Consider the following 23,949-nt stretch of genomic DNA (forward strand, 5'->3'; position numbering starts at 1 on the left):
GGGGCTGGCACGGCTGCCAAATCGGCAGCAGACATAACCATTTGACGGGGATTTTACCAGTGCTAGCCTTGCCCGCGAGCGTTGTGCACAGGCCATAGCCCGCCATTCGGCCGATCGATTCGCCCGGGATTAAAGCCATGAATGTCCCCTCGCTGCCCGCATCCCTCTCCGAGCCGGTGTCCACCGAGGGCGTCATCGCCGCCGGTGCCTATGTCGACGGCCGGCGCGTCGCCAATATCGCCATCAGCGAGGCTTCGAGCTGGCGGGCGAAACCCGGCCACGTGGTCTGGATCGGGCTGCACGAGCCCGACATGGCGCTGCTCAGCGCGGTGCAGAAGCAGTTCGACCTGCACGAGCTCGCCATCGAGGACGCCAACCACGCCCATCAGCGACCGAAGATCGAGCAATATGGCGAGGCCCTGTTCATCGTGGCGCGCACGGCGCAACTGATCGAGGGCCGGATCGCCTTCGGCGAGACGCACATCTTCGTCGGCGAAGGCTATCTGGTCTCGGTGCGCCACGGCGCGTCGACGTCCTACACGCCGGTGCGCGAACGCTGCGAAAGCTGCCCGCGCGCGCTCGCGCGCGGCGAGGACTACATCCTCTACGCCATCCTCGATTTCATCGTCGACAACTACTCGCCCGTGCTCGAGAGCATTCACGAAGAGGTCGAGAGCATCGAGGACGACGTGCTCTCCAAGGCGATCAGCAAGGCGCAGATCGAGCGGCTCTACATGCTGCGCCGCGACCTGCTGCGGCTCAGGACTGCGATCGGACCGCTGGTGGAGGTCTGCCGCCGGCTCGAGCATGACGAACTGGCGATGGTGCGCGCTACGATGCAGCCGCTGTTCCGCGACGTCACCGACCACGTCAGGAACATCCAGGAGCGGATCGATTCAATGCGCGAGGTGCTGGCCTTCGCCTTCGAAGCAAGCCTGCTGGTCGGCCAGGCCCAGGAGACGGCGGTCTCCAAGAAACTTGCCTCCTGGCTCGCGATCATCGCGATCCCGACCGCGCTTGCCGGCATCTACGGCATGAACTTCAAGCACATGCCGGAGCTGGACTGGGAGTACGGCTATTACACGCTGCTCGGCGTGATGCTGACGGCCTGCGGCGCGCTGTACTGGCGTTTTCGTCGGGTCGGATGGCTGTGAGCCATCCTGTTCACCCGATCAGCTCAACCCGATAATTCTCGATCACGGTGTTTGCCAGGAGCTTGTCGGCGGCGTCCTTCAACGCCGCCTCTGCCTTGGCCTTGTCCGCGCCGGCGAGCTCGATGTCGAACACCTTGCCTTGGCGAACGCTGGCGACGCCGTCGACGCCGAGCGACTTCAACGCACCCTCGATCGCCTTACCCTGCGGATCGAGGATGCCCGTTTTCAACGTAACGGTGACACGTGCCTTCACGTCAGATCCCTCTTAGCTCTTCACCAGCACCGGGCCGGAACCGGCCGGACGCTCGTTCTCCATGAGAATGCCGAGACGCTTGGCGACTTCGGTATAGGCCTCGAGCAGCCCACCGAGATCCCTGCGGAAACGGTCCTTGTCGAGCTTCTCGTTCGACTTGATGTCCCACAGACGGCAGCTATCCGGCGAGATCTCGTCGGCGACGATGATCCGCATCATGTCGTTTTCGAACAGCCGGCCGCACTCCATCTTGAAGTCGACGAGGCGGATGCCGATGCCGAGGAAGAGACCGGTGAGGAAGTCGTTGACACGGATGGCAAGCGCCATGATGTCGTCGATCTCCTGCGGTGTCGCCCACCCGAAAGCGGTGATGTGCTCTTCCGACACCATGGGGTCGTTGAGCTGGTCGTTCTTGTAGTAGAACTCGATGATCGAGCGGGGCAGCTGCGTGCCCTCCTCGATGCCGAGGCGCTGCGACAGCGAACCGGCGGCAACGTTCCGCACCACCACTTCCAGCGGCACGATCTCGACTTCGCGAATCAACTGCTCGCGCATGTTGAGGCGGCGGATGAAATGGGTCGGCACCCCGATGTCATTGAGGTGCTGAAACAGGTACTCCGAGATCCGGTTGTTGAGGACACCCTTGCCCTCGATCACCTGATGCTTTTTCGCATTGAACGCGGTGGCGTCATCCTTGAAGTGCTGGATCAGGGTACCGGGCTCCGGGCCTTCGTAAAGAACCTTTGCCTTGCCTTCATAAATGCGACGCCGACGGCTCATGGGGATGTACCGTGTTTTGTTGAAATCCATGTATCTGGTGTGCTCCGGTTGACGAGACTACGACCCACAGCGGAGCTGCCGTGAACGGCCCGGAACCCCTGGAAACAGAACGGGAACCCAGCCTTAGGCAACCTATCCGATTGGCCGTCTCAGCACAATCGATCCGGCCGTCCGGCATCAAACTTATACCGTCTTGCCTGCGGCTTAACGGCTCGTTGTTTTGCCGATTCGTGCCCCCTATCTAGGCATGCACCGGGGCTCTCGCAACGAGGGCCAGCCGGGTCCATTCAGCAGGGAATTGGAAAAGGCATGAGCACGTTGGACAAGCGCGAGGAAGGCTTCGAGAAGAAGTTTGCCCTCGACGAGGAGCAGAAATTCAAGGCGGAAGCCCGCCGCAACCGGCTGCTCGGTCTGTGGGCGGCCGAAAAGCTCGGCATCACCGGCGATGCCGCCACGGCCTATGCCAAGGAGGTGGTCGCGGCCGATTTCGAGGAAGCCGGCGACGCCGACGTCCTGCGCAAGGTCATGGCCGATTTCGCCGCCAAGAACGTCGCCGTCACCGAACAGGTGATTCGCGCCAAGATGAACGAGCTGATCGCGGTGGCGGCGGCCGAGGTGAAAGCCGGGAAGTAAGGCGAAGCGTCATTCCGGGGCACGTCTGCGACGCACCCCGGAATGCCAACCAGCTATCCCTCCTTGAACCCATACTCCGGCACATTGCCGCTGGCGCCGTAATATTTGTACGGCAGGAATTTGCCGCTCATGGTGATCTTGACGCGGTCGCCCTTCGGGTTGGGCAGGCGCTCCATCACCATGTCGAAATCGATCGCCGACATGATGCCGTCGCCGTACTCCTCCTCGATCAGCGCCTTCCACGCCGGACCGTTGACCATGACCAGCTCGTAGAAACGATAGATCAAGGGATCGGTCGGCGGCATCGGCATGCCGCGCATCGGCGTCTCGTTCAGCATCGCGGTCTCGGCCTTCGTCAGGCCGAAAAGTTCAGCGGCGTTTGCGGCCTGCGGCTTGGTCAGTTTCATTTGGCCGAGGATCGCGCCTGTTATCAGCACCTCGGAATAGCCGCCGATCTTTTCGCAGATGTGTTTCCAGCTCCAGCCCTTCTCGCGCTTGATGTCGAGCAGCTTCTCGGTGAGGTCTTCGCGTTTCATGTCAAGGTCTCCTTGGTTGTCGTCATGCCCGGGCCTTGTCCCGGGCATCCACGTTCTGGCTGCACTAGAAGGACGTGGATGGCCGGGCCAAGCCCGACCATGACGTCTCGTTGAGTGGCTCCGACTTGGCATCAGAGGCGACCGTCAGTCCGGGCTTGCCGATATGCACCACCGGCACATTCCGCGGATCGTGACCGGGCGTCTCGGCCGTGAAAGTCTTGCTGCGCGTTACCAGGAAATCAACGATGTGGTTGCGCAGCGCGTAGTACAGCGGATGGCGGTGCAAATCGGTGCGGCCGCGATCCCGCGGCAGCGGGTTCTCGACGACCTCGGCCAGCACCGCGCCGGGACCGTTGGTCATCAGGAAGATCTTGTCGGCGAGGTAGATCGCCTCGTCGACGTCGTGGGTGATCATGAACGCGGTCTGCCCGGTCTCCAGACAGATGCGCCGCACCTCGTCCTGCAGCGTGCCGCGCGTCAGCGCATCGAGTGCCGAGAACGGCTCGTCCATCAGCATCATCTTTGGCGTTATCGACAGTGCACGCGCGATGCCGACGCGCTGTTTCATGCCGCCGGAGAGCTCGGAAGGTCGCTTGTGTTCCGACCCCGTCAGGCCGACGAGATCGATAAATTTCTGCGCATGCGCCTTCACTTTGGCGCGATCCCAGCTCCGCCATTTCGAGCTGACGGCGTAGGCAACGTTACCGAGCACGGTGCGCCAGGGCAGCAGCGCATGGCTCTGGAAGATCACGGCGCGATCGAGGCTCGTCCCTGAAATGGCCTGCCCGTCGACGATCACCGCGCCCTCGCTCGGCGCATCGAGGCCGGCGAGGATGTTGAGCACCGTGGTCTTCCCGCAGCCGGAATGGCCGATCACGCAGCAGAACTCGCCGCGCGCCATAGACAGCCAGAGATTCTCGAAGACCGCCGTTGTCGCGCCGCCTGCGCCCGGATAGCGCTTTGCGATGGCTTCGATCGAGATGAATTTTTCGGTCACGGCCCTACTCCGGAAACGTGACCATGCGCGTGAAGCGCGCGAGGATCTGGTCGAGCAGCATGCCGACAACCCCGATCAGCAGGATCGCGATGATCACGTTGGTGATCGAGAGATTGTTCCACTCGTTCCAGACGAAATAGCCGATGCCGGTGCCGCCGACGAGCATTTCGGCCGCGACGATCACGAGCCAGGCGATGCCGATCGAGATGCGCATACCGGTCAGGATCGTCGGCGCCGCAGCCGGCAGGATCACGGTGAAGGCGCGCCTGATCGTTCCGACCTCGAGCGTTCGCGCGACGTTGATCCATTCCTTGCGTACGCTCGCGACCCCGAACACGGTATTGAGCAGCATCGGCCAGATCGAGCAGATGAAGATGACGAAGATCGCGGAGATCGAGGAATCCTTGATGGTGTAGAGCGCGAGCGGCATCCACGCCAGCGGCGAGATCGGCTTCAGCAGCTGGATGAAGGGATCGAGCGCCTGGCTGAGCAGCGGCGACATGCCGATCAGGAAGCCGAGCGGGATGGCGACCAGCACGGCGAGCAGATAGCCGGTGCCGACGCGCGCGATCGAGTAGCCGAGCTGGATGCCGAGCCCCTTGTCGTTCGGCCCGTTGTCGTAGAACGGCCTCCTCACATGCTCCCAGAGTTTTGCGCCGACATCGACCGGCCCCGGCATGGCGGATTTGCCCTGCGTCGCGGTCAGGCCCATCAGCTTGGCGTATTCCGGGCTCATCGTGGCCACCGGTGCCGTCGAGCGCACGGCGAGATGCCAGACGCCGAGGAACGCGACGAGCAGCACGATCGAGACGAGGCCGGCGCGGAGACGGAGAGAGGATGTCATCTCCCTCTCCCCCCGTCGTCCCGGCGAAGGCCGGGACCCATACCGCGTGATCTAGCGGAGTCGAAAGGTCGTGGTACCGAACAACGTGTCTTCGCCAAACTCCGCCCTGGGGTTATGGGTCCCGGCCCCCGTGCGCAGCGCGCACTAGGCCGGGACGACAGCGGAGGCACATCGCGGCCCATCACGACGCCTTCCTGATCTTGAAGCCCGCCAGATAATCCTCGGGCTTGGCCGGATCGAAAGTCTTTCCCATCACGGCGAACGATTTGTAGCTGCTGGCCGGCGGCGCCAGGCCCATCTCGGTCATCAGCTTCCTGGTGTCGGTGGCGAGATACACCTGCTCGGCGACCGCCTTGTAGTCGACATCGCCCTTGATCTGGCCCCAGCGCTTCATCTGCGTCAGCATCCACACCGCAAAGGACTGCCAGGGGAACGGGTCGAAATCGACGCGCTTTTCATCCGTCTTCACGCCGCCGAGGCCATCGGCATAGGTGCCGGTCAAGACCTGTTCCAGTACCGTGACCGGCGCGTTGATGTAGTTCGCCGGCGCGATCGCCTCGGCGATCTGCTTGCGATTCTCCGCCTTCGACGCATAGGCGGTGGCATCGACGATCGCGCGCGTCAGCGCGGCAAAGCTGTTCGGCGCCGTGGTGATGAACTCGCGGCTGGCGGCGAAGCTGCAGCAGGGATGGCCGTCCCAGATTTCCTTGGACAAAAGATGCATGAAGCCGACGCCGTCATAGATCGCGCGCTGGCAGATGTTGTCGGGCGCGAGAAAGCCGTCGATGTTGTCGGCGCGCAGGTTTGCCACCATTTCCGGCGGCGGTACCGAACGCAGCTGCACGTCGGTATCGGGGTCGATGCCGTGTTCGGCGAGATAGTAGCGCAGCAGATAATTGTGCATGGAATAGTCGAAGGGGATGGCGAACTTCATGCCCTTCCAGTCCTTCGGGTCGCGCTTGTCCTTGTGCTTGCTCGCCAGCACGATGCCCTGCCCGTTGATGTTCTCGATCGCGGGCACGGCGAATGGAATGGCGTTGGCACCTAAGCCAAGCGAAATCGCGAGCGGCATCGGCGCCAGCATGTGCGCGGCATCGTATTCCTTGTTGATGGTCTTGTCGCGGATCACGGCCCAGCCGGCAGTCTTGACCACGTCGACGTTGAGGCCGTGCTTGGCATAGAAGCCCAGCGGCGCGGCCATGATGATCGGCGTGGCGCAGGTGATCGGGATGAAGCCGACCTTGAGATCCTTCTTTTCCGGCGCGCCGGCCTGCGCAAAGACTTCGGTTGCGGTCTGAAGCGGGAAGAACTGCGACAGCGCGGCCAGCGCGGTGGACGCACCGACCGACTTCAGGAATGCGCGCCGCGCAATGTCCTGCGGAAACATCGCGCGCATCACGGCAGAGGCGACCACGCCCTCGTAGAGCTTCTCTTCGCTCTCGACGGGATCACAGCGCAACCCGGTGGCCTGCTCATGCTCCGCCGCGGATTGATGCTGACCACAGGCACAGCCGGCTCGCAGGTTGCGATCGGGATCAAACGGATTGTCGAAAGTGGACATCGGACCTCCTGCGCGTCGTTGCGAGGAGAATTACGCAAGGAGCATGCCAGCACCTTCAGGCCGGCCAGTGCCTTGATGACGCGGCACTTTCGCTTGCACTTGGTCATTACGAAAATTCGTGATAAACGATATTTCGTAGTTGAATAACGAGATTTCGTAATGGCAACGACGCCACTACTCGCCCACGACGATGTGGTCCCGACCATCGATCCGCGCGTCGCGGCTTTCGAATCCTCGGTCGAGGCGACCCTGCTGATCGACCCCTTCGGCGACCAGATCGTCGATGCCAATCCCGCCGCCTGCGCCCTGCTCGGCTACGACCGCGCGCTGCTGCGCCAGACCAGGGCGAGCACGCTGCATGCCGGCGAACTTCCGGCGCTGACCGTGTTCACCCAGGCCGTGCTGCACAAGGGCGCCTACTGGACCACGGCGCTCAACCCACGCCATGCCACCGGGCAAAATCTCCGGCTCGAATATGCCGGCTGCGTCCTGCCCCATGACGGGCGCACGCTGGTCCAGCTCACCCTGACCGATCTCGACGCGCGCCGCCGCCGCAATGTCGACGCCGCCGCCGAAGACCATATGCGCAGCGGCATCTCGACCTGGCAGCGGGTCGAGCGCGTGTTCCAGGACATCGAGCGCGAGAACCAGCTGATCCTGCGCGCCGCCGGCGAAGGCATTTACGGCGTCAACGCGGAAGGAAAGACCACCTTCGTGAACCCCGCCGCCGAGCGGATGCTGGGCTGGACGGCCGAGGAGCTGGTCGGCAAGGAAATCCATCCCATCATGCACCACACCCACCATGACGGGCGGCACTATCACAACCATGACTGCCCGATCTACGCGGCGTTCCGCGACGGCGCGGTGCACCAGGTCGACGGCGAAGTGTTCTGGCGCAAGGACGGCTCGCCGGCCTGGGTCGAATACACCTCCACGCCGATCCGCGACCGCGGCGTGGTGGTCGGTGCCGTCGTGGTGTTTCGCGACGTCAGCCAGCGCCGCGAGGCCGACGAGAAGCTGCACGCCGCGCTCGCCGAGGTCGATCGCCTGCGCGAACGGCTCGAGCTCGAAAACGCCTACCTCCAGGAAGAAATCCGCATCGAGACCAATCCGCGCGGCATCATCGGTGGTAGCGAGGCGATCCAGACGACGCTGCGCCAGGTCAAGCTGGTGGCGCCGACCAGCGCCGCGGTGATGATCACCGGGGAATCTGGCACCGGCAAGGAGCTGATCGCGCGCGCCATCCACGAGGATTCCACCCGCAGCGACCGGCCGCTGATCCGCGTCAACTGCGCCGCGATCCCGCGCGAATTGTTCGAGAGCGAATTCTTCGGCCATGTCCGCGGCGCCTTCACCGGCGCGACGCGCGACCGCATCGGCCGGTTCGAACTCGCCGATGGCGGCACGCTGTTCCTCGACGAGGTCGGCGAGATCCCGCTCGAATTGCAAGGCAAGCTGCTGCGCGTGTTGCAGGAGGGCAATTTCGAGCGCGTCGGCCAGGAGCGCACGCGCGCGGTCGACGTCCGCGTCATCGCCGCGACCAATCGCGACCTCAAGCAGGAGGTGCAGCGCGGGCGTTTTCGCGAGGACCTCTATTTCCGGCTCAACGTGTTTCCGATCGAGACGGTGCCCCTGCGCGAACGACGCGAGGATATTGCGCTGCTCGCCCAGCATTTCCTCACGCGCGAGAGCAAGGCGCTGAAATCGAATCTGCGCTTGTCGGAAGGCGATGCGCGTCGGCTGACGCGCTATGACTGGCCCGGCAATGTCCGCGAACTCCAGAACGTGATCGAGCGCGCCGCGATCCTGTCGCAGAACGGCCGTTTGCGGATCGATCTGCCCGACCCCTCCGGCACGCAGGCCCCAGCCGGCCCCGCGCGGCAGAAGGCTGACGCACGGCCCGCTGTGATGACGTCATCCGAAATGCGCGACCACGAGCGCGCCAACATCCTGGCCGCGCTCGAGGGCTGCGCCGGAAAAGTGTTCGGCCCCGGTGGCGCGGCCGAGATGCTGGACATCAAGCCGACCACGCTGGCCTCGCGGATCAAGGCGCTGGGAATCGCGCCCCGTCCGCGGGGCCGGCGGCTAGCGGCGATCACGCCGCCTTGGTCGTGACCTCCGATGCGATCGGCAATCCCTGCTCGATCGGCAGCGACGGATCGCGCGACCATTCGTTCCAGGAGCCGAAATACATCCGCACGTCATTCACGCCGGCGTTCTTGAGCGCCAGGAACGTGTTCGAGGCGCGCGCCCCCTTGAAGCAGTAGAGATAGACCGGCGTCGACGGCGAGATGCCGACCGTGGCGCATTCCGCCAGGATCTCGTCCTTGGATTTGAAGCGCGGTCCCTCGGCGGTCGGTTTCATCATGCGATACCATTCCAGCCACACCGCGCCGGGAATGCGGCCCTTGCGCGGGCAGAAATCCTTCCCGTAGGGCGACGAGCTGTCGCCGATCCATTCGTCGACGTCGCGTACGTCGAGAATGGCGACGCCCGGCTTGCCGACCGCCGCCAACATAGTCTTGGCGTCGATCAGAATATCGCCCGCTTCGGGCACGATTCCGAACGACGCCTTCGCAGGCGCCGGCACGTCTTTCGTCACCGGAAGACCTGCGGCCGCCCAGGCATCGAAGCCGCCATGCAGCACCTTGATCTTGGGATAGCCGAGCATGGTGAGCAGGTAGTAGCCGCGGCAGGACTGGCCGAAGCCGGAGTTCATCGACTGCTCGTAGATCACGGCCGTCTCCTTGCCGGACAGACCCGCGCCGCCGAAGGCATCGGCGAACTTGGTCTTCAGCTCGCTCATGCCTTCCGGCGTCGAGGTCGCAAGAAACGTGAATATCTCATGCACGTTCACGGCGTTGGGAAGGTGCCCGGCGCCATAGGCGTCGGGGTTGCGGGTGTCGATCACGACACAGGGCTCGGTTTTCAAGAGATCGGCAAGTTCGCTGGCAGAGATCAGAACGTCCGTCATTGGCAGCCTCTCCGTTGAGGTTAGATGGTGGGTGGGCTCGTAAAACTCAGGAATCGGCAAGCATCTTGCGCAGCTGCTTGGTGGCAGGCGTGACGATCGCGACGAAATAGGCCTCGCGCAGGCGGCGCTGGGCGCGGTGGGACTTGAGGTAGCCGCGCGCGCCACAATGCAGCATCGCCGCATGCGCCGCCGCGACGCTGGCCTCGCCGGCGCGAAGCCTGAGCGCGATCACCTTGCGCCAGTAGGTCTCCTCTTCATTGTAGGGATCGCGCGCCAGCGCCATGGTCTCGACCTCGAGCTCGGCGGCGAGATCACGGAAGTGCACGGGCTGTTGCGGCAAATAGCGGTTGATGTGACCGAGGGGATTATCGACCTCGTCCATGATGCTGATGCAGTCCTTGATGAGCCCGAGCGCCATGCCGGCCTGCAGCAGGATGAAGCCGGCGCGGATCTTCTTCACGAAAGGCGCGGCGGGATCGGCCAGGATCAGCTCGTCAGGCACGAAGGCGTCCCGGAACTGCACGCCATAGGTGCCGGTGCCGTCCATGGCGAGGAACGGCTTGCATGGCGTCAGTGTGATCGCGGGATCGGAGCAGTCCGCCAAAAACATCACTTGGCCGGACTCGCCACTTGCGATGCCCGGCTCGTCCTCGCGTTCGAAGATGGTGCCGAAATAATGATCCGGTCCGAGATTGGACACCCAGGGCAGCGCGCCGCGCACGATGTAGCCGCCTTCGACCTTGCGCCCCTTCAGCTTGAGCTTTTCGATGCCGAAAAAGCTCTTCATCGGATTGGAGAGTCCGGTGCCGCCGAGCACGCGACCGGTCGAGAACGCATCGCCGAAGCGCTTTGCCAGCTTCATGTTGGTCGAGTTGGCCGCGTACCAGACCAGCGTGTTCTGGCACCACGCCATGAAGGCAGTGCTGCCGCAGACCTCACCGATTGCCGCCATCGCCTGAATGGCACAGCGCAGATCGGCAGGCCCTTCGTGCGGCACGTGACTGCCCCAGGCACCGACCGCGCCGAGCTTGTGCAGCACATCGGCCGGATAAATGGTGCCGGCATCGATGCCGGCGGCGAGCGGCGCGAGCTGCTCCCGCGCGATCCGCGCCACCTCGCCTGCGATGGACGGTGCGGGCTGATCCAAAACTTCGGCCCGTGATAAAGCCAGTGAACCCATGATCGTCTCCCGCACCTTGTCCTGTTGCCGTCAGCTCAGATGCCGACCTCGAGATTGACCGGGCGGGTGAAGGTGTTGGCGACCGGCGACCATTGCTTCACATGGGCGACCAGCGCATTGATTTCGTCCGGCGAGATCCCCTCACATTCCATGTCGACCTTGACGCGCACGTCCGTAAATCCAACGGGCTTGTCCGAGACGTCGCCGGTGCCCCAGACGGCGGTAATGTTGAGATCGCCCTCGAGCTCGAGCTCGAGCTTGTTGACGATCCAGCCGCGATGCACGGCGTTGGCGTGCAGGCCGACGGCGAGGCAGGAGCCCAGCGCGGCGAGCGAAGCTTCGGACGGATTGGGCGCAGTGTCGTCGCCGAGCAGACCGGGCGGCTCGTCGACGATGTAGGGCTGCAAATTGCGGATGTAGTTGGCGTGGCGGAATTTTCCTTCCGCGACCGTCTTGCACTTCAAGGTCTTGATGACCTTCGGATTGGCCTTGCCGTTGGCGATCAGTTGCTCGAGGCCATTCTTGTCGATGGGCGCGAGGCAACCCGTCAGCACTGTCTTTTGAACGACGGCAGTCATCATCTTCTCCCTGGCAGAAGTGGAAATCGGTAGGATACCGAACGGTCTGTTTCCTTGCATGGAGCGTGCCAGAGCCGACCAAAATCAAAAGGCGAAGTATTGGAGCCGCTTAGCGAACGCTGCCTGCGAATTGATCAGCCGCCGTTTGCTCAAAGGCGATGCAGACGGGCTTTCCCGTGCGAATCTTTTTAGCGCGGACAGATGCGGCTTGCTGATGCGGCGCGGCTGCGGGTAAGTTTGGACTCATGGCCAAGCCCTCACTGAACAAGACGTCAAAGAAGAAGTCTCATTCGCCGCACGGCGGCGCCAGTGACGACGAGTCCGCGCGCGGACGCCTGCTCAGCGCGGCGACGCATCTGTTCTGCAAGAACGGCATCAACGCCACCGGCATCGACGCGATCATCGCGGAAGCCGGCACCGCGAAGACCACGCTCTATAAATTGTTCGGCTCCAAGACCAATCTCGTCAACGCGGTGCTGGAGAGCGAAGGCAAGCAGTGGCGCGAATGGTTCATCGGCGCCATGGAAGAAGGCGGCGGCGACGCGCAGGCCAAGCTCACGCGCATCTTCCCGGCCCTGAAGAGCTGGTTCGCGGAGGAGCGCTTCTACGGCTGCCCCTTCATCAATGCGGTCGGCGAGCACGACAAGGACGCCAAGCAGTTCCGCAACATCGCGATGAAGCACAAGAAGATCGTGCTCGGCCACATCGAGAAGCTCGCTGGCGAGCTCGGTTCGAACGAGCCCCTCGTGCTCGCACATCAGCTCGGGCTGTTGATCGACGGCGCCATCGTCGCGGCGATGGTGTCGCGCGATCCGGGCGTGGCCGATACGGCGGCGCTGACGGCGGGCCCCCTGCTCAGCCAGTCCAAGGCAAAGAAGAAGCGCGCGGCGGATCAGCTCGAGGCAGTGTGATCGCTCCATCCCGTAGCCCGCACGAGCGCAGCGACATGCGGGACGACCGTCCCCGGATGTCGCTGCGCTCATCCGGGCTACGGCACTCGCAGCCGCTCCCTCGGTAACGCAGCGATGAACCGCCCGATCGCACCGAGTACCGGTCCCTGATCACCCGCAAAGAACCAGTGATCGTTGCCGTCGAGCTCGACGAATTGCGCACCTTTGATCCGGCTCGCCACATCGCGGCCGGCCTCGATCCGTACGGCCTTGTCGTCACGACGATGCAGCACCAGTGTCGGCATGGCAATCTGCTGCAAAAGCTGCCGCACGTCGGCGTCGCGAAACGCCTCGAGCACCGCCGAGATGCCGCCGGGACTGGAGGCCGCGCGCAATAGCCCCGCCCACCAGGCGCGTGCCTGGGGATCGCTCGCAAGGCTGGGCGCGAACGTCTCAATCTCCACCGGACCTCCCCATTGCGCGATGAGGTGCTTGCTCCAGGCGTCGTACTGGCTGGCGCGCAGCGCGTGCGGATAATCCTGCGACCAGCAGCCCTTGGCCAATGCACCGAACAGGATGAGTCCGGCCACGAGACGCGGTTCATCGACCGCAAATTTGATGCAGGCTGGTCCACACTCGGATGCGCCGAACAGCACGACGCGGCGCGAGCCGGTCGCGCGGAGCACCGTGCCGATATCCTCCGCGGTGACGTCGATACCGGGGGCCGATCCAACCCGGTCGGACAACCCGATGCCGCGACGATCGAACACGATCAGGCGCCCAAGCTTCATCAGCGAGGCCAGAAACGCCCGGCTCGCGGGGTGCTCCCAAGCGCGCTCCACATGCGACACGAAGCCGGGCATGACCAGGATGTCGAGCGGGCCGCTGCCGTAGGTCTGATACGCCAGATGCACACCAGCGCCCTTGACGTAGCGCGTCGCTGGAACGTCGGCTGCCGCCGCAGGACTCATCAACGCCTCGGTCTCGGCTTCGGGCGTAACACCAAGCTCGTCACGCAGCCGCTGCCTCAGTGCCGCGTGGTGCCGCTCTGCCGCACTGCGGTCACCCGCCAGCAGCAGACTGCGGATCAGATGCCGGCCGTAGACCTCGCTCAAAGGATCGAGCTCGACCAGACGGGTCGCATGCGTGGCCGCGGAAAAGTAGTCGCCGGCGGCGGTCTTGTCCTGCACCAGGCGCTCCAGCGCGTGCATCAGCCGTCCCCGCAGCGCCTCGCGGCGGAAGAACGCCCAGTCGTCGAATTCCGGACAGTCCTCCGGGGAGAACCCTGCGAGGAAATCTCCCCGATAAATCTGGCAGGCCTCGTCAAAGTCAGCGCGATCGCAAGCGCCCTCGAACAGATGCGCATCGACCTTCAACGCGACCGCCGGAGACCATCGCACGCTGGTGCGGTCGGTCTCGAAAACCTGCTGACCGAGCGTCAGCTCGATGCGGTGAAGCAGCCGCCGCAATCGCGCTAGCCCGGTCTCGCGGTCAGTTTCAGGCCACAGCAGCGTCGCCACGATTTCGCGGGCCACGGCGCCCTTGGCCTCCGCGAGATAGACCAGCAGCGCGAGGCCCTTGCGCAAGGCCAACTTGATCGGGCGGCCGTCGGCGTAGACCTCAGGGAACCCGAATGTCCCCAGCGAGAAAACCGTCATGAAAGTCCTCCCTCCCCTCGCGGCGCCCCCGGGGACGCACAGGGGACGGTCCAGCAATAGCAGTCGGGGCAGATCGAGCCTGCTCGCCGGCGAGCAATTCAGGCTCCTGCATGCGGCACGGCTGCATCAGGCACAATAGGAAAAAACATGATCTCGCGCCTCCTGATCCTGCTCTACGCCATCGTGAGCTACGTGATCTTCACGGTCTCATTTCTCTATGCGCTCGGTTTCGTCGGCAATTATGTCGTGCCCAAGTCGATCGACATGTCGATCGATAGGTCGATCGACGTCGGCAACCCGATGGACCTGAGCGTGGCTATCGTCGTCAACCTGCTGCTGATGGGCCTGTTTGCGATCCAGCACAGCGTCATGGCGCGCCCGATCTTCAAGCGATGGTCGGCCAAATTCCTTCCCCCCGCCTGCCAGCGCAGCACCTATGTGCTGCTCTCCAGCCTGATCCTGCTGTTGCTGTTCTGGCAGTGGCGCCCGATTCCGACGCCGGTCTGGCAAGCGAGCGGAATAGCGGCCTGGTTGCTGATCGGCGTGCATTGGCTTGGCTGGCGTGTCGCGTTCGCCTCGACCCACATGATCGATCATTTCGATCTGTTCGGCCTGCGCCAGGCCTTCGTCGCGTTCCGCGGGAGCGAGATACCAGGTCAATCGTTCAGAACACCGCTGCTCTACAAGATCGTGCGCCATCCCATCATGCTCGGCTTTCTGCTCGCGTTCTGGGCCACGCCCGAGATGACCGTCGGCCACCTTCTGTTTGCGCTCGCAAACACCGCCTACATCCTGGCCGCGCTTCAGTTCGAGGAGCGCGACCTGATCGCCGAGTTCGGCGCGACGTACCAGGATTATCGCCGACGCGTTCCCATGCTGCTGCCGCGTCTTTTCGGTCGTCGGACGGAAGATCGCCAGCCGCCTCGGCCTGCTGGAGCGTCGCAATGAATGCAATATCAGCTATTCCCCGGATGTCGGCGGAGGCCGCCACGTTTGCAGATACGCTGGATGGGCTTGACATCGGTCTTTGTCTCGTTGACGCGGAGGCGCGTCTCATTCACGCCAATACTGCCGGGTGGGACATGATCGAAGCGCGCGACATCCTGCACGAAATCCGCGGGCACCTCGCGGCTTGCGATCCGACGGTCAACCGGACCCTGCAGCATTTTTTCGCAGCCGCCGGGCAGGAAAACGCGTTCCTCGGCGCCGACGGGATCGCGGTGCCGATGATCGGGCGGGATGGGAAGCGCCACGTCGCCCATGCTCTGCCGTTGACTTCCGGCGCGCGCCGACTTGGGGGCGTCGCCTACAGCGCCGTCGCAGCGTTGTTCGTCCGCAGGGCGGCGCTCACGATACCGCCTCGTTCCGAAGTGATCGGCAAGGCATTCAAACTGACGCCGACCGAGTTGCGTGTGATGCTCGCGATCGTCGAACTCGGCGGCGTTCCCGAAGTGGCGGCGGCGCTCGGCGTCGCCAATACGACGATCAAGACGCATGTCCGGCGCCTGTTCGAAAAAACCGGTGCAGCGCGACAGGCAGATTTCGTCAAGCTTGTCGCGGGATATGCGACGCCATTACGCAAACCTGCCGAATGCAGACAATCCGTTGGAGCGACACGATGAGAGCAATTCTATGCAGCTCATTCACTGGCCCCGCCGATTTGCGCCTCAGTGAAATCGACGAGCCGAAGCCCTCCGGCGACGAGATCCTGATCGACGTCCATGCGGCCTCCGTCAGTTTCATGGACCAGTTGATGGTCTCGGGACTCTACCAGATGCGGCCGCCGACGCCCTTCGTGCCCGGCACGGAAGCATCCGGTGTCGTCATCGCGGTCGGCGGCGAGGTCACGGCATTCGCTCCCGGCGACCGCGTGGCATGCAGCGCCTGGACCGGCGGCTACGCCGAACGGATGATAGCGAAGGACTCAAAGTGCGTGCTTCTGCCGGAAGGCGTCGCGTTCGAGGCAGCGGCGACGGTCCTGCACAATTACGGCACGGCCTATTATGCGCTGGTCGAGCGGGCCAGGGCGCAGCGCGGCGAAACGCTGTTCGTCACCGGCGCTGCCGGCGGACTTGGCCTTGCCGCCGTCGATCTCGGCCGCTATTTGGGTCTGCGCGTCGTCGCCGGGATCGGCTCCGATGACAAGGCCGCCCTGGTTCGCAATTATGGGGCCAGCGACATCGTCAATTATCGTAGCGAGCATCTGCGCGACCGGATCAAGGCGATCACCGGCGGCGAAGGGATCGATATCGGCTTCGACAATGTCGGCGGCGCGATATTCCAGCAGATGGCCCGGTCGATGAAGTGGGGCGGAAGGCTGATGCCGATCGGCTTCACCAGCGGCGAGATTCCCCAGCTCCCAATGAACCTTCCGCTGCTGAAGAACTATTCCATCCTCGGGGTCTTCGTCGGCGCCTGGGCGGAGAAATTCTCGCTCGAAGCGGCGCGCATGAACGCCACGCTGATGCAATTGCTGGCCGGCGGAAAAATCCGCCCGCACATCGATCGCATCCTCCCTTTGGAGGAGGCCGGCGAAGCCATGCGTGCCGTGGCCAACCGAACGGTTCAGGGGCGAATTGTCCTCAAGATCAGGTAAAGTGCACGGGGAAGAGAGAACAAAACCGATGACAAAGATCATCATCGACAAACGCTTTTGCGGTCCTCCGAACTCCGGCAACGGCGGCTATGTCTGCGGCCGGCTGGCCCGCCACATTCCCGGCGCCGCGGAGATAACGCTACGCGCACCACCGCCGCTGGACACGCCGCTCGACGCGGTCGCAACGGACGACGGCACATGGGAGCTTCGCGAGGACGACAAGATCGTCGCGACCGGGCGGCCGGCAAGCGTCGAGCTTGCGCGCGTGGAAACAGCCAGCTTCGAGGAGGCCTGCGCGGCCGAATTGTTGACGCCGGTGAAGCCGCACGAGCATCCGCTGCCGACATGTTTCGTGTGCGGCCCCGCAAGGGCCAAGGGAGACGGCCTGCGCATTTTTGCCGGCTCGCTCCGTGGTCACAACGCCGTTCTGGCAGCGAGCTGGACACCGGATAAGAATCTCGCCGCCGACGACGGCCTCGTCGCGCCGGAATTCCTCTGGTCGGCGCTCGACTGCCCCACCGGCTTTGCCTGCAATTGCGATCAGCAGACCGGCAGCTTCGACAAGGCACCGTTGCTGCTGGGGCGGATGTCGGCGCGGATCGAGGCCCGCCCGCACCCCGGCGAGCCCTGCATCATCACGGCCTGGCCGACGGGCCGCGATGGCCGCAAGCGCACGGCCGAGGCTGCGGTGCATGATGGAGCCGGGAAGTTGCTGGCGGTGGCGCGCACGACATGGATTGCGGTGGCGCGCGAGGTGCAGCTCGGGCGTCCTTCGTAGAGGGACATGGGCGGCCGGCCAGCTTTCCGGCTAACCACGGGAGCACTCCACTTTGCCATCCGTGCGACGCTGCCAACCGTCGAGAAGCGTTGAACCCACGTTTAATCAAAGATACTCTTGCAGCTGTCGCCAAGCAAAAAAGATCCAAGAGGGTACGCGATGGTCCGCAAGTTAAAGGCATTTGCAATCCTTGCTACGGGCATGTTCGTCGCTGGCGTCGCAAATGCCGAGGCGCAGCAGCCGGAGCTTAATGCGCCTGACCTCGTCCTCGTTAATGGCAAGGTTCTGACCTTAGACGACCGATCGACCGTCACGGAGGCAGTCGCCGTCGCGGATGGAAAGATCATCGCGACCGGAACCAGTGCTTCGATCAAGGCGCTTGCAGGCGCCCGGACCCGCGTGCTCGACGTGTCCGGCAAGACCGTCATCCCCGGATTGATCGATACACACGCTCACTTCAAGGCCGCTGGTCTGGGCGACTATGTCGTAAGCCTTGGCCGAGCCAAGACCGTCGCGGACGCGCTCGAGGCCATCAAATCATTCGCCACCAAGAAGAAGCCGGGTGAGTGGATTGTAGGTGGCGCGTGGCATCCGCCCTCACAATTGGCCGAGAAGCGCTATCTCACGAGGCAGGAGATCGATAGTGTTGCTCCGAACAACCCGGTCTATCTTCGCACCGTCGGGCATTTCTCGATGGCGAACACCATGGCTCTACAAGTGGTCGGTGTCGACAAGACCACCGCGGACCCGAGTGGTGGTAAGTTTGAACGCGACGCAGCCGGTGACTTGACCGGCGTGCTCGTGGAGACGGCAATCGATCGGGTCGAGAAGGCCGTACCACCTTGGACAGAAGACGACGAAATGCGGCAATTCACCATTGCCGAAGGTGTGCTGAACAGCTTCGGCATCACCAGTGTGATCGAAGGCGCAACAGAGCCACGTGACGTCCGAACGCTGCAGAAGCTTGTCGCAGCGGGGAAAGCCACTTTGCGCACCGGCGTGATGTTTCGGCCGGAGCCCCCCACCGATCTGACCGCATGGGAAGCGATCATGTCAGGCAATGGCGCCTCCTCAGGGTTCGGTGACGATTGGCTCAAGTTCGCCGGCATCAAGATCTTTTACGACGGCGGCATGACGCTGAAGACGGCGCTCATGCGTGACGTGTACCCCGATTCACACGACAACTATCACGGCATCACGCAGCAGACACCTGAGCGGCTGAAGCAACTCATCTCCGTCTGCAACCGTTATGACTGGCGTGTCGGAGTCCACGTCGTGGGCGACCTGGGTGTTGACCAGGTGCTCGATGCCTTCGAGGCAGCGGATAAAGAAAAATCGATCCGCGACCGTCGCTTCGTCCTCATCCACGCCAGCCTGATCCGGCCAGAACAGATGGAGCGTGCGCAAAGACTAGGAGTCCGCATCGATTTCCAGAACGTTTTCATGTGGGATAAGGGAGCGACCGTCGAACGATTTCTCGGGAAAGCGAGCGCTGACCGCGCCGTGCCGACCAGGACGTTGATCGAAAAAATGGGACTCAACAGCCTCGGCGCCGGGACGGATTTTCCGGTCAACCCGATCAACCCCTTCCTCAACATGTACATCATGGTGACCAGGAAGGATCCCAACGGAAACATCTACGGCTCGGCAGAAGCTATTACGCGCGAGCAGGCCCTACGGCTCTACAGCAGCGCGGCTTCGCGCTACAACTTCGATGAAGCCCGCAAAGGGACCATTGAGCCCGGAAAGCTGGCGGACATCGTGGTGCTCTCCGCTGACTACGCGGCCGTGCCCGAGGAGCAGATCAAGGACATCAAGGCGGACCTGACGCTGGTCGGCGGCATGGTTGTCTTTCAGCGCTGAACCGGCGCTGATCGGCCAAGGTGTGCGAGAGCGACAATTCGCTCTGCTTCCCGACGAAAATCTACACGCCCTCCGCGATCATCCCCTGCAACCGCACCAGCTCCGCCTCGATATCCCGCTCGACATCCGCCGCCCGCATCTCGATCACCCGATAGTCCCTTGCCTCGAGCCACGCCCGCCGCGACGCGCGATCCGCGACGATCGTCTCGTTCTCACCCGTGTTCACCAGCTCGATCGCGATCCGATGCGGGAACGAGACGAAGTCCGGGATGTGCCGCCCCACAGGGGTCTGGCGCTTGAACCCGCCTGCGAAGCGGCGGTCGCGGGTGAGGGCCTGCCAGAGCAGGCGTTCGGCATCGGTCGGATTGCGGCGGAGCAGGCGGGCGAGGCCGCGCACGGTGGAGCCGCTGTCGGGAACGCCGCCGCCCTGACCGTGCTCGGCCAAAAGCGCACGCAGCCGCGTTGCCTGCTCGCCGTCGAGCACGCCGCCCTTGGCCGGGCCCTTGCGCCCTTCCGCGATCGCCATCACCACCCCATGCAGGGTGTGCATGTCCTGCTTGGTCGGCTCCATCCGGGTGAAGATGTTGCGCAGGTTCACCAGCATGGTGTCGCGCTTCTCGGCCGGGCGCAAAAATTCGACCCGGTCGAGTTCGCGGATAAGATTGTCGAAGAAGGCCTGCATCTGATGCTGCGAGGCGCGCTCGGAGCGCTCCGGCATGCTGTGCGGCAGCTCGCCGGAGGTCGCCCGCTTGAACCATTCGTAGCCGACCAGCAGCACCGCCTGGGCGAGGTTGAGCGAGGCAAAGCCCGGATTGACCGGGAAGGTAATGATGCGGTTGGCGAGCCCGACCTCCTCGTTGGTCAGCCCCCAGCGCTCCCGGCCGAACAGGATACCGGCCTTGCCGCCGGCCGCGACGTGCCCGGAAATCTCGCTAGCTGCGGCTTCCGGCCCCACCACCGGCTTGGCCTGGTCGTGAGGGCGCGCGGTGGTGGCGAACAGCAGGTCGAGATCGGCGACGGCCTCACCTACCGTGTCGAACAATTCGACCTTGTCCAGAATATAGTCGGCCCCGGCCGCGGCGCGCTGGGCGGCGATGTTGGGCCAGCCGTCGCGAGGATTGACGATGCGCAATCGGCTCAGCGCGAAGTTGCCCATGGCGCGCGCGGCCATGCCGATGTTTTCGCCAAGCTGCGGCTCGACCAGGATGACAATGGGACCGTCGAGGGAAAGGCCCGCCTTGCTCTTGTCAGTCCCCGACATCTCGCTTCGCTTTCACACTGGTTCTCAAGGCCTTGGAGAGGCGCTCTTCATGAATTGATTCAAGGCCGGTCCTGACCTGGTCTCGACCCGGATTTGACCCAGTCTTGGGCCGGCTGCCCGTCCGCCTGTCGTTTGCCTGTCCTGACGAAATTCTCAAGGGAAATAATGGGTTGGATTCGACTTTTGAATCTCGCCTGAAACCTCAGCCCGGTCCCCGCGGCAGGGCTGCTCCCGCCCCCCATCTGCGGAGGCTGGATGAGCTAAAAGTGCATAATCCCTTGGCTTTCGCCCGCTGCTATCAGGTGCTAAGAGGCGGCGGATATTCCCGTGGCGCGCCACAAGCGCCGTTCCGAAGAGGCTTCCCCGATCATGGCAAAAATCAAGGTGTCCAACCCCGTCGTCGAACTCGATGGCGACGAGATGACCCGGATCATCTGGCAGTACATCAAGGACAAGCTGATCAACCCGTTCCTCGATGTCGAGCTGCTCTATTTCGACCTGGGCATGGAGTACCGTGACGAGACCAACGATCAGGTGACGATCGACGCCGCCGAGGCCATCAAGAAGGTCGGCGTCGGCGTCAAGTGCGCCACCATCACCCCGGACGAAGCGCGGGTGAAGGAGTTCAACCTCAAGCAGATGTGGAAGTCGCCGAACGGCACCATCCGCAACATCCTCGGCGGCGTGATCTTCCGCGAGCCGATCATCTGCAAGAACGTGCCGCGCCTGGTTCCCGGCTGGACCAAGCCGATCATCATCGGCCGCCACGCCTATGGCGACCAGTATCGCGCCACCGACATCAAGTTCCCGGGCAAGGGTACGCTGACGATGAAGTTCGTCGGCGAGGACGGCACGGTGATCGAGAAGGAAGTGTTCAAGACCCCGGGCGCCGGCGTCGCCATGCAGATGTACAATCTCGACGACTCCATCATCGACTTCGCCCGCGCGTCGTTGAATTACGGCCTGCTGCGCAACTACCCGGTCTATCTCTCGACCAAGAATACGATCATGAAGATCTATGACGGTCGGTTCAAGGACATCTTCCAGGACATCTACGAGCGCGAGTTCAAGAAGGAATTCGACGCCAAGGGCCTGACCTACGAGCACCGCCTGATCGACGACATGGTCGCCTCCGCGCTGAAATGGTCCGGCGGTTATGTCTGGGCCTGCAAGAACTACGACGGCGACGTGCAGTCCGACACCGTGGCGCAGGGCTACGGCTCGCTCGGCCTGATGACCTCGGTTCTCCTCACCCCCGACGGCAAGACGGTGGAAGCCGAAGCCGCCCACGGCACGGTGACCCGCCACTATCGCGAGCACCAGAAGGGCAAGGAGACCTCGACCAACTCGATCGCGTCGATCTTCGCCTGGACCCGCGGCCTGTCGCACCGCGCCAAGCTCGACAACAATGCCGAGCTCGCCAAGTTCGCCAACACCTTGGAGAAGGTCTGCGTCGACACCGTCGAGGAAGGCTACATGACCAAGGACCTCGCGCTCCTGGTCGGCGCCGACCAGCGCTGGCTCTCGACCACCGGCTTCCTCGACAAGGTCGCCGAGAACCTCGGGAAGGCGCTGGCGGCGTAAGCCGTCCGCAATTTCGCCCGACTAGGCCGGACATCATCACGGGCCGCGTCGCAAGCGCGGCCCGTTCGCTTATTTGGACCTTTGCGTGGAGATGCGACCATGTCGATCAAGCTTGCCGTCCCCTGCCTGTTGCTGCTCGCTGGACCGGCTGCGGCCGCCGACCCGCTCCCCGACGCCATCGCGGCGCCCGGCGAGAGCGTCGTGCTCAGCGTCCACGCCGAGGGCGCGCAGGTCTATGAGTGCAAGGCCGGCACCGACGGCAAGCTCGCCTGGGCTTTTCGCGAACCGATCGCCACCCTGCTGTCTGAGGGCAAGACGATCGGCCGTCACTATGCCGGACCGAACTGGGAGCATGCCGACGGCAGCGCCGTGGCCGCCAAGGCCGCCGGCAATGCCCCGGGTACCACCGCGGCCGACATTCCCTGGCTGAAGCTGGAAGTGACGACCCACCGGGGCAGCGGCATCCTCACGCCGGTTACGACGGTTCAGCGCATCAACACCCATGGCGGCAAGCTCGAGGGTTCTTGCGACAAGGCCGGCGATTTCAAAAGCGCGCCGTATTCGGCCGACTACGTCTTCCTGAAGAAGGGCTGAGCCCTCAGCGGTCGGTGCCTTCGCGCTCCGCCTGCGCCAGCTCCGCCACCGCAAGGTCGCCGCTGCCCTCCAGCCGCGCCTTTGCCGTCTTGTGGACATGCGCGGCGAGCGTCGGCATACGTTCGATCAGGGCGTGAAAGTCCTGGGCGTCGAGCACGAGCAGCCGGGTCTTGCGCGTCGCCGTCACCGTGCCGCTGCGTTTTGTCTTATGCAGCAGCGCGATCTCGCCGAAGAAAGTGCCATCCGCGAGCCGCACCTGCTGGTTCGGCAGCGCGATCTCAACCTCGCCGGCGGTGATGAAATACATCGACGAGGCCGCATCGCCCCGCCGCACCAATATCTCGCCCTGCTCGATCGTGCGCGCCCGCAGCAGCCGCATGATGTCGGCGATCTCGGACGCGCTGAGATGCGAGAACAGCGGCACCCGCGCCAGCATGCCCCAGGTGACCACGAAGTCGCGCCGCTTCACCTCTTCCGCAAAGGCCGTCGAGATGATCGCGACCGGCAGCGCGATCATGGCAAATCCGCTGATGATGGTGAAGACGGAGATGAACTTTCCGAGCGCCGTCACCGGCACGACGTCGCCGTAACCGACGGTGCCGAGCGTCACGATCGCCCACCACATCGCCTGCGGAATGGTGCCGAGCTTGTCCGGCTGCACGTCGCGCTCGATGGCGTAGAGCAGCGAGGCAAACGTCAGAACCGCGCCGGTCAGGATGACGATGCAGCCGATCAGCGCCCGTCGCTCCGCGTGCACGGCCGCGAGCAGCGAACGCATCGCCGGCGAGTAGCGCACCAGCTTGAAGAACGGCAGCACGCCGAGGGCTGCCAGCGTCGCATGCCGGCCCGTGGCGAGCACGATCGCGGCCGGCAGGAACGCGAGCAGATCGATGATGCCGAGTGCGGAGAAGACATAACTGAGCCGATCCGACAACGCGGACGCCGCGCGCTGGGTATGGCCCGCCACCGTCCACAGCCGCGCCGCATATTCCAGCGCAAACACGATCACGGACAGGATGGTGATGCCTGCGAACAGCGTACCGAACTGCGCATCCAGCTCCGGCACCGAGGCAAGGATCATCGCGACCACGTCGAGCACGATGACGCCGATGATCAGCTGGATGAAGCGCGACCCGACCGAGTAGGCCAGCGGATCGTGCTCCAGCAATTCGTAGAGGCGATCCCTCAGATCGGGATCGGCTGAGCCACGTCCTCGCGGAACGGGGCGCACCTGC

23 protein-coding genes are annotated in these 23,949 nt (G+C 63.8%); 11 read left to right on the forward strand and 12 right to left on the reverse strand.

Annotated features, from left to right (window positions below; genetic code table 11):
* Window positions 1–137 precede the first annotated feature (137 nt).
* A complete protein-coding gene (locus IVB45_RS24405) occupies window positions 138–1,154 on the forward strand; it encodes a magnesium and cobalt transport protein CorA (RefSeq protein ID WP_018455523.1) in 1,017 nt (338 codons plus the stop codon).
* A 10-nt stretch (window positions 1,155–1,164) separates the two neighbouring features.
* Here IVB45_RS24405 and purS read toward each other — a convergent pair whose 3' ends face one another.
* Window positions 1,165–1,407: a phosphoribosylformylglycinamidine synthase subunit PurS gene (gene purS, locus IVB45_RS24410; protein WP_007602264.1), complete on the reverse strand. Its 243-nt coding sequence runs from the start codon at window positions 1,405–1,407 to the stop codon at window positions 1,165–1,167.
* Between the two features lie 12 nt (window positions 1,408–1,419).
* A complete protein-coding gene (gene purC / locus IVB45_RS24415; protein WP_171944915.1) occupies window positions 1,420–2,187 on the reverse strand; it encodes a phosphoribosylaminoimidazolesuccinocarboxamide synthase in 768 nt (255 codons plus the stop codon).
* 309 nt (window positions 2,188–2,496) lie between these two features.
* On the opposite strand from purC, the gene IVB45_RS24420 reads away from it, so the two are divergent.
* A complete protein-coding gene (locus IVB45_RS24420; RefSeq protein WP_247362456.1) occupies window positions 2,497–2,820 on the forward strand; it encodes a DUF1476 domain-containing protein in 324 nt (107 codons plus the stop codon).
* Window positions 2,821–2,873: 53 nt separating this feature from the next.
* Here the strand turns inward: IVB45_RS24420 and cynS are convergent, their stop codons facing one another.
* The 4 genes from cynS to IVB45_RS24440 all read right to left on the reverse strand — a co-directional run bounded on the left by cynS (window position 2,874) and on the right by IVB45_RS24440 (window position 6,758).
* On the reverse strand, window positions 2,874–3,356 hold the full coding sequence (gene cynS, locus IVB45_RS24425) for a cyanase (RefSeq protein WP_051462744.1): 483 nt from the start codon (window positions 3,354–3,356) through the stop codon (window positions 2,874–2,876).
* Between the two features lie 64 nt (window positions 3,357–3,420).
* Window positions 3,421–4,353, reverse strand: a complete 933-nt coding sequence (locus IVB45_RS24430; protein WP_247362459.1) for an ABC transporter ATP-binding protein — start codon at window positions 4,351–4,353, stop codon at window positions 3,421–3,423.
* 4 nt (window positions 4,354–4,357) lie between these two features.
* On the reverse strand, window positions 4,358–5,197 hold the full coding sequence (ntrB, locus tag IVB45_RS24435; RefSeq protein WP_247362462.1) for a nitrate ABC transporter permease: 840 nt from the start codon (window positions 5,195–5,197) through the stop codon (window positions 4,358–4,360).
* 181 nt (window positions 5,198–5,378) lie between these two features.
* Window positions 5,379–6,758, reverse strand: coding sequence for a CmpA/NrtA family ABC transporter substrate-binding protein (locus tag IVB45_RS24440; RefSeq protein ID WP_247362466.1), 1,380 nt, complete (start codon window positions 6,756–6,758; stop codon window positions 5,379–5,381).
* Between the two features lie 159 nt (window positions 6,759–6,917).
* On the opposite strand from IVB45_RS24440, the gene IVB45_RS24445 reads away from it, so the two are divergent.
* Complete coding sequence (locus IVB45_RS24445; RefSeq protein WP_247362468.1) at window positions 6,918–8,873, forward strand: sigma 54-interacting transcriptional regulator; 1,956 nt, start codon at window positions 6,918–6,920, stop codon at window positions 8,871–8,873.
* Here IVB45_RS24445 and IVB45_RS24450 read toward each other — a convergent pair.
* Genes IVB45_RS24450 through IVB45_RS24460 form a run of 3 tightly spaced genes read right to left on the reverse strand, consistent with a single transcriptional unit; the run spans window position 8,854 to window position 11,490 of the window.
* A complete protein-coding gene (locus IVB45_RS24450; protein WP_247362470.1) occupies window positions 8,854–9,732 on the reverse strand; it encodes a sulfurtransferase in 879 nt (292 codons plus the stop codon). The two genes, IVB45_RS24445 and IVB45_RS24450, sit on opposite strands and share 20 nt — an antisense overlap.
* A 46-nt stretch (window positions 9,733–9,778) precedes the next feature.
* Window positions 9,779–10,912 (reverse strand): acyl-CoA dehydrogenase family protein, encoded by a 1,134-nt coding sequence (locus IVB45_RS24455; protein WP_247362472.1) that lies wholly within the window; start codon window positions 10,910–10,912, stop codon window positions 9,779–9,781.
* Between the two features lie 35 nt (window positions 10,913–10,947).
* Window positions 10,948–11,490, reverse strand: a complete 543-nt coding sequence (locus IVB45_RS24460) for an OsmC family protein (RefSeq protein WP_007612153.1) — start codon at window positions 11,488–11,490, stop codon at window positions 10,948–10,950.
* A 245-nt stretch (window positions 11,491–11,735) separates the two neighbouring features.
* Here IVB45_RS24460 and IVB45_RS24465 point away from each other — a divergent pair, with 245 nt between their 5' ends.
* On the forward strand, window positions 11,736–12,401 hold the full coding sequence (locus IVB45_RS24465; RefSeq protein WP_247362474.1) for a TetR/AcrR family transcriptional regulator: 666 nt from the start codon (window positions 11,736–11,738) through the stop codon (window positions 12,399–12,401).
* A 77-nt stretch (window positions 12,402–12,478) separates the two neighbouring features.
* On the opposite strand, the gene IVB45_RS24470 is transcribed toward IVB45_RS24465, so the two are convergent.
* A complete protein-coding gene (locus tag IVB45_RS24470; RefSeq protein WP_247362476.1) occupies window positions 12,479–14,038 on the reverse strand; it encodes an alpha/beta fold hydrolase in 1,560 nt (519 codons plus the stop codon).
* 147 nt (window positions 14,039–14,185) lie between these two features.
* On the opposite strand from IVB45_RS24470, the gene mddA reads away from it, so the two are divergent.
* The 5 genes from mddA to IVB45_RS24495 all read left to right on the forward strand — a co-directional run bounded on the left by mddA (window position 14,186) and on the right by IVB45_RS24495 (window position 19,275).
* Window positions 14,186–14,986 carry a methanethiol S-methyltransferase gene (gene mddA / locus IVB45_RS24475; RefSeq protein ID WP_247362478.1) on the forward strand — a complete coding sequence of 267 codons (801 nt, stop codon included), beginning with the start codon at window positions 14,186–14,188 and terminating at the stop codon, window positions 14,984–14,986.
* 23 nt (window positions 14,987–15,009) lie between these two features.
* Entirely contained in the window at window positions 15,010–15,660 is a 651-nt protein-coding gene (locus tag IVB45_RS24480; RefSeq protein ID WP_247501259.1) for a helix-turn-helix transcriptional regulator, read from the forward strand.
* Window positions 15,657–16,634, forward strand: a complete 978-nt coding sequence (locus IVB45_RS24485) for an NADPH:quinone oxidoreductase family protein (RefSeq protein ID WP_247362482.1) — start codon at window positions 15,657–15,659, stop codon at window positions 16,632–16,634. Before IVB45_RS24480 ends, IVB45_RS24485 begins: the two co-directional genes overlap by 4 nt.
* A 28-nt stretch (window positions 16,635–16,662) precedes the next feature.
* Window positions 16,663–17,412, forward strand: coding sequence for a hypothetical protein (locus IVB45_RS24490; RefSeq protein ID WP_247362485.1), 750 nt, complete (start codon window positions 16,663–16,665; stop codon window positions 17,410–17,412).
* 159 nt (window positions 17,413–17,571) lie between these two features.
* Window positions 17,572–19,275 carry an amidohydrolase gene (locus tag IVB45_RS24495; RefSeq protein WP_247362488.1) on the forward strand — a complete coding sequence of 568 codons (1,704 nt, stop codon included), beginning with the start codon at window positions 17,572–17,574 and terminating at the stop codon, window positions 19,273–19,275.
* A gap of 61 nt (window positions 19,276–19,336) precedes the next feature.
* Here the strand turns inward: IVB45_RS24495 and IVB45_RS24500 are convergent, their stop codons facing one another.
* On the reverse strand, window positions 19,337–20,536 hold the full coding sequence (locus IVB45_RS24500) for a TrmJ/YjtD family RNA methyltransferase (RefSeq protein WP_247362491.1): 1,200 nt from the start codon (window positions 20,534–20,536) through the stop codon (window positions 19,337–19,339).
* A 369-nt stretch (window positions 20,537–20,905) separates the two neighbouring features.
* Here IVB45_RS24500 and IVB45_RS24505 point away from each other — a divergent pair, with 369 nt between their 5' ends.
* Together IVB45_RS24505 and IVB45_RS24510 are read left to right on the forward strand one after the other, a co-directional pair.
* A complete protein-coding gene (locus tag IVB45_RS24505) occupies window positions 20,906–22,120 on the forward strand; it encodes an NADP-dependent isocitrate dehydrogenase (RefSeq protein ID WP_027518867.1) in 1,215 nt (404 codons plus the stop codon).
* A gap of 99 nt (window positions 22,121–22,219) precedes the next feature.
* Window positions 22,220–22,714 (forward strand): DUF3455 domain-containing protein, encoded by a 495-nt coding sequence (locus IVB45_RS24510; protein ID WP_247362493.1) that lies wholly within the window; start codon window positions 22,220–22,222, stop codon window positions 22,712–22,714.
* A 4-nt stretch (window positions 22,715–22,718) separates the two neighbouring features.
* Here IVB45_RS24510 and IVB45_RS24515 read toward each other — a convergent pair whose 3' ends face one another.
* On the reverse strand, window positions 22,719–23,945 hold the full coding sequence (locus IVB45_RS24515; RefSeq protein WP_247362496.1) for a cyclic nucleotide-gated ion channel: 1,227 nt from the start codon (window positions 23,943–23,945) through the stop codon (window positions 22,719–22,721).
* Window positions 23,946–23,949: the final 4 nt, after the last annotated feature.

It is taken from the genome of Bradyrhizobium sp. 4, from assembly GCF_023100905.1.
In the GTDB taxonomy this organism is placed as follows: domain Bacteria; phylum Pseudomonadota; class Alphaproteobacteria; order Rhizobiales; family Xanthobacteraceae; genus Bradyrhizobium.